Source organism: Actinomyces sp. oral taxon 849 str. F0330 (genome assembly GCF_000239715.1).
In the GTDB taxonomy this organism is placed as follows: domain Bacteria; phylum Actinomycetota; class Actinomycetes; order Actinomycetales; family Actinomycetaceae; genus Actinomyces; species Actinomyces johnsonii.
In genome coordinates, this window is record NZ_JH470348.1 from 171240 (window position 1) to 176879 (window position 5640).

A 5640-nucleotide genomic window follows, 5' to 3' on the forward strand; every position below is an offset into this window, starting at 1 on the left:
GGGGAACAGGAACGTGACGGTGCGTGGCCGGTCAGTGGGGCGGCGGGTTTCCTCGGGATTTACTCGACGTGGCTCGGTCTGCTCGGTCTACTCGACGGACAGGAGGACCTCGACGACGCGCGCCAGGTAGCGGTCGACGCTGGGCTCCCCGTAGGCCTTGTTGCCCCGGGCGCGGCGGAAGACCGCTCCGCGCACCTCGCTGGAGGTCAGGGTGGTGTCGGAGTCGAAGTAGCCGGCGATGCGGTCCATGAGGGCGTCGACGTCGGTCTTGTCATACCCCTGTCCGGAGGCCGGGGCGAAGCGCTCACCGGCCGGGCGCAGGAGTCGGGGGTAGAGGGTGGTGGCGAGCTGGGTGACCTGGTCCATCCAGGCCTGCCTCCCATTCTTGGCCACGAAGGCGGCGCGCCGGCGCTGGAGGAAGGCGGCCTCGAGGCGGTCGAGGGCCGCGTCCACGGCCTGGGGCTGGTAGCCGCGCAGAACCACGTCGAAGGCGACGGTGCGTACACCCTCGGAGTCCATCTCGTCGAGCTCACCGGCGTCGTAGATCTCGTGAGCCGTCTCGAAGTAGCGGTCGACCTGCTCGGGGCGGTAGCCCGGTCGCAGGAGCGCTGACTTGGGAAACATGTCGCTCATGTCGTCTTAGCCCTCTCCTGGTTGAGTACCTCGGTCGCGAGCTGACCACAGGCACCGTCGATGTCGCTGCCCCGAGTGTCTCGCACCGTCGTGGTAATTCCGGCACGCCGAAGCGTGTCGACGAACATATCTTGAACCGCAACCTCCGAACAGGTCCAGATGGAGCCCGGGGTCGGGTTGAGCGGGATGGGGTTGACATGTGCCCATCCGGTGTCCCTGCGGTTGAGCTCGTCGGCGAGCAGCTGGGCGCGCCAGGCGTGGTCGTTCATGTCCTTGATGAGCGCGTACTCGATGGACACGCGCCGGCCGGTGGCCAGGAAGTAGTCGTGGGCGGCGTCGAGCAGCTCGCCGACCTTCCACTTGGAGTTGACCGGGATGAGCTCGTCGCGCAGCTCGTCGTCGGGGGCGTGCAGCGAGACGGCCAGGGTGACCGGCAGGCCCTCGCCTGCGAGCCTGCGGATGAGGGGGACCAGCCCCACCGTGGAGACGGTGATGCCGCGGGCCGACAGGCCGAACCCCTCGGGGGCCGGGTCGATGAGCCGGTGGAGAGCGCCGACGACATTCTTGTAGTTGACCATCGGCTCGCCCATCCCCATGAACACCACGTTGGACAGGCGCGCCGGTCCCCCGGTCAGCTCCCCGGCCGCCGAGGCCTGGGCGGCGCGGCGCACCTGCTCGACGATCTCCGCGGTCGACAGGTTCCGGGTCAGGCCCATCTGGCCGGTGGCGCAGAAGGGACAGGCCATGCCGCAGCCGGCCTGGGAGGAGACACACAGGGTGGTGCGGTCTTTGTAGCGCATGAGGACGCTCTCGACCCGGACGCCGTCGTGCAGCTCCCACAGGTGCTTGATGGTGCGTCCGCCGTCGGCGCGCATGGTGCGCATCGGGGTGATGAGCTCGGGCAGCAGCTCGGCGCACAGCTGCTCACGCTGGGAGACGGGCAGGTCGGTCATGTCCGCGCTGTCGCGGGTGAAGTGCGTGAAGTAGTGCCGTGAGAGCTGGTCCGCTCGGAAGGAGGGCAGGCCCGAATCCTTGCAGGCGGCCTTCCGCCCCGCCAGGTCGAGATCGGCCAGGTGTCGGGGGGCCTTGCCGCGCGCCACCGGCACGGCGAAGGACAGACGCGGCTTGGCATCGGGGCTGGTAGCGCCCTCGGGCGGCTGGTCGGTGGGCATCACCTGGACCCGGCCGTCACGCGGGCGCCCGCTGATTCCGACCGGCTGCGGGCGCCGGGGGTGCTGCTGTACTCGTGAAGGACTCACGCTCGTGCTCCTCATGTCCCGGGGCTGGGGAGGGCCGGGCTGGTCGACAGGGGGGATTGGGCATGCAGCCCTATTTCACCAGGAGGGTGAAGGCGTAGACAAGTGGGGCCGCCACGAGGATGGAGTCGAGCCGGTCCATGATTCCTCCGTGGCCGGGCAAGAGCGTTCCCATGTCCTTGAGCCCCAGGTCGCGCTTGAGCAGGGACTCCCCCAGATCACCCAGGGTGGAGACGACCACGGTGCAGGCGCCCAGCGCGGCTCCGGCCCACCAGGGTCCGCCGATGGCCCAGACGCACCCGGCCCCGGTGGCCACGGCCGCGATCAGGGAGCCCATGAGCCCCTCCCAGGACTTCTTGGGCGAGACCGAGGGGGCCAGGGGGTGACGGCCGAAGGTGATGCCCGCCAACCACCCGCCGGTGTCGTTGGCGGCGGGCAGCGCGATGAGCATCATGACTTTTCCCACTCCGTGATCCTGGACCAGGAGCAGGATGGCGAAGCCGGCCAGGAAGGGCAGGTAGGTGGCGGCGAAGACCGAGGCGGCCGCGGCGCTGGAGCGCGAACGACGGACCTCGTCATGGGCCTCGGTGCGCGGGATGTCATGGCCAGCCTGCTCCAGGACGGTACCGGTCTCGGCCTCGGCCTGGTCCATGAAGCTCCACAGGACGCAGGCGCCTGCGGTGGCCACGTAAGCCCCGAAGGCCGCCTCCGCCCCGAGTTCCCAGGCGCACACGGAGATGCCCAGGGTCCCCAGCCACAGCGGCGCCAGCGGCAGGCGGATGCCCTTGCGGGCGAAGGCCGCCGCCAGCTCCCACAGGGCTCCGCACACGGCCAGCACAGCGACGCCCACGAAGATGACCTTGTAGAAGACTAGGGATCCCAGGACCACGGCGACCAAGAGGATCGCCACCCCGATGGCGGCGGGCAGGTTGCGGCCCGCCCGCCCGGTGGCCGGCAGGGGGTCGTGGTTGCGCGTAGGGCGTGGGTTCAGCAGAGTCGTCACAGGGCTCACAAGGGTCGGCGGGACGGGGGAGGAACCGGCGCGCACAGACGCGGCGGCACCAGGGATCGGAGGGTCAGACCTCCAGGAGCTCGCCCTCTTTGGCGCTCAGAGCGGCGTCGATCTGCTCGACGAAGCGCTTGGTGAGTCCGTCGAGCTCGTGCTCGGCACGCTTGACGTCGTCCTCACCGGCTTCGCCGTCCTTCTTGATGGCCTCGAGCTCCTTCTTGGCCTTGCCGCGGATGCCGCGCACCTGGACACGAGAGTCCTCGGCGCGGGAACGGGCGAGTTTAACGTAGTCCTTGCGGCGCTCCTCGGTCAGCGCCGGCAGGGTGACGCGGATGACGGTGCCATCGTCGGTGGGGTTGACACCGAGGTCGGACTCGCGGATGGCGGTGACGATGTCCTTCATGGCGGAGCGGTCGAAGGGGCTGACCAGGACGGTGCGGGCCTCGGGGATCGTCAGGGAGGCGAGCTGCTGGAGCGGGGTGGGGGCGCCGTAGTAGTCCACCACGATCCCGTTGAACATCGAGGGGTTGGCGCGGCCGGTGCGGATGGAGGCGAGCTCGCTCTTGGCGGCCTGGAGGGCCTTGTCCATCTTGTCCTCGGCCTCGAGCATGACGTCGTCGATCATGGTGCTTCCTTTGCTGGGCGGTCGTGGGTTCGTGTATCGGTGTCGGCCATCGCGGGGACGGCGGTGCAGGCGGTGGGTATGCGGCGGACGGGTCCGGGGCCCTGGGCGGGTTCGCCGTCGGTCCCGCGGAGGCGGCCACCGGGTTAGTTGCAGCTGACGAGTGTTCCGATTCTCTCACCCAGGAGGGCGCGGGTGATATTACCGGGCTCCCCCATGCCGAAGACGCGCATGGCTAGGCCATTGTCGCGGCACAGAGCGAAGGCGGAGGCGTCGACCACCTGGAGGCCGTCGGCCAGTGCCCGCTCGTAGGTGAGGTGGTCGAGGCGCCTGGCATCGGGATTTCTACGGGGATCGGCGGTGTAGACGCCGTCAACGCCGTTCTTGCCCACGAGCAGCTCGTCGCAGTGGGTCTCCAGGGCCCGCTGGGCCGAGACCGTGTCGGTGGAGAAATAGGGAAGACCAGCGCCAGCGCCGAAGACGACGACTCGGTTCTTCTCCATGTGGCGGATGGCGCGCAGAGGGATGTAGGACTCGGCGACCTGTCCCATGGCGATGGCTGTCTGGACGCGGGCCGGCACGCCCGCCTTCTCGATGAAGTCCTGGAGGGCCAGGGCGTTCATGACGGTTCCCAGCATGCCCATGTAGTCGGCGCGGGCGCGGTCCATGCCCCGAGAGGAGAGCTCGGCGCCGCGGAAGAAGTTCCCGCCTCCGACGACGACGGAGACCTGGATGCCAGCACGGACGGCGTCGGCGATCTGGCGGGCGGCGTCGGAGACGACGTCGGGATCCAGCCCTATCGACCCACCCCCGAAGACCTCCCCGGAGAGCTTGAGCAGGACGCGTCTGGGGTGCGTGCCGTGGGCGACGCGGTCATCACGAGCCGGTTCCTGACTCATTGCGCTATGTCTCCTGGGTTCGGTGGGCAGGCTGCGCACAGCCTACCCCGTCCGCGACGGCACCGGGCCACGATGGTGGTCACCCGGAGGGGTCAGATACGCCATGGGACTATGCGCTGCAACATGCCGGACCGGCCGTCGACGAATCGGGCGACGAAACGGGGCGGGGCCACGAGCATGGTGCTCGTGGCCCCGCCCCATCAGTCCTCGGCCGGTCCGACGGCGCCGGTTCCCGGCAGGCCGGACTTGCGGCGGACGGCTCAGGCGCCGACGCGGAAGCGGACGAAGCCGGTCAGCTCGCCGCCGGTGGCCTCGATGACCTTGCCGACCGTGGTCTTGGGGTCCTTGGCGAAGGCCTGGTCGATCAGGACGTTCTCCTTGAAGAAGCCGCTGAGGCGACCCTCGACGATCTTGGGGATGGCCTTCTCAGGCTTGCCCTCGGCGCGGGTGGTCTCCTCGGCGATGGTGCGCTCCTTGTCCACGACCTCGGCCGGCACGTCGTCGCGGGTGGCGTAGGCCGGGGAGTAGGCGGCGATGTGCATGGCGACGTCGTGGGCTGCCTCGGCGGCCTTGGCGTCGGTGCCCACCAGGACGCCGACCTGGGCGGGCAGGTCGGGGTTGGTGCGGTGCAGGTAGAGCTCGATCTTGTCGGCCTCCAGCCGGCCGACGCGACGCACGACGATCTTCTCGCCGATGACGGCCTGCATGCCGTCGGTGAGCTCCTTGACGGTGGAGCCGTCGACCTCGACCTCCGCCAGGGCGTCGGCGTCGGTGGCGCCGGAGTCGAGGGCGGCGGTGAGGACCTGCTCGGCGTAGTCGAGGAACTTCTGGTTCTTGGCCACGAAGTCGGTCTCGGCGTTGATCTCGACGAGGACGCCGACCTGGCCGTTGCCGGAGTCGACGACCTTGGCGGCGATGAGGCCGGCGGAGGCGGCGCGGCCCTCGCGCTTGGCGATGCCCTTGAGGCCCTTGACGCGAATGATCTCAATGGCCTTCTCGGCGTCGCCGTTGGCCTCGTCGAGGGCCTTCTTGACGTAGAGCATGCCGGCGCCGGTCTTCTCGCGCAGCGCCTTGATGTCGGCAGTGGTGTAGTTCGCCATGAATGTCTCCTGGTCAGTCAGTGACTAATAGACGTGTGAAAAAGAACGTGTGAAAGGTGTTCACAGCGCGCAGGCGCCGCGCTGTGAACAAGAAGCGAGGGCGATGCGCCCGGGCTCAGGC

6 protein-coding genes are annotated in these 5640 nt (G+C 69.2%); all 6 read right to left on the bottom strand.

Annotated elements, in window-relative coordinates; genetic code table 11:
- Positions 1-87: 87 nt before the first annotated feature.
- The 6 genes from HMPREF0975_RS00725 to tsf all read right to left on the bottom strand — a co-directional run bounded on the left by HMPREF0975_RS00725 (position 88) and on the right by tsf (position 5519).
- Complete coding sequence (locus HMPREF0975_RS00725; protein WP_003786395.1) at positions 88-633, bottom strand: DivIVA domain-containing protein; 546 nt, start codon at positions 631-633, stop codon at positions 88-90.
- Positions 630-1892, bottom strand: a complete 1263-nt coding sequence (gene rlmN / locus HMPREF0975_RS00730) for a 23S rRNA (adenine(2503)-C(2))-methyltransferase RlmN (protein ID WP_009232165.1) — start codon at positions 1890-1892, stop codon at positions 630-632. The genes HMPREF0975_RS00725 and rlmN overlap by 4 nt, the downstream gene beginning before the upstream one ends.
- 70 nt (positions 1893-1962) lie before the next feature.
- Positions 1963-2892, bottom strand: a complete 930-nt coding sequence (locus HMPREF0975_RS00735) for a phosphatidate cytidylyltransferase (RefSeq protein ID WP_021609395.1) — start codon at positions 2890-2892, stop codon at positions 1963-1965.
- 73 nt (positions 2893-2965) lie between these two features.
- Positions 2966-3523: a ribosome recycling factor gene (gene frr, locus HMPREF0975_RS00740; RefSeq protein ID WP_009232167.1), complete on the bottom strand. Its 558-nt coding sequence runs from the start codon at positions 3521-3523 to the stop codon at positions 2966-2968.
- Positions 3524-3666: 143 nt separating this feature from the next.
- Positions 3667-4419, bottom strand: coding sequence for a UMP kinase (gene pyrH / locus HMPREF0975_RS00745; RefSeq protein WP_009232168.1), 753 nt, complete (start codon positions 4417-4419; stop codon positions 3667-3669).
- Between the two features lie 260 nt (positions 4420-4679).
- Positions 4680-5519 (bottom strand): translation elongation factor Ts, encoded by an 840-nt coding sequence (tsf, locus tag HMPREF0975_RS00750; RefSeq protein WP_009232169.1) that lies wholly within the window; start codon positions 5517-5519, stop codon positions 4680-4682.
- Between the last annotated feature and the right edge of the window lie 121 nt (positions 5520-5640).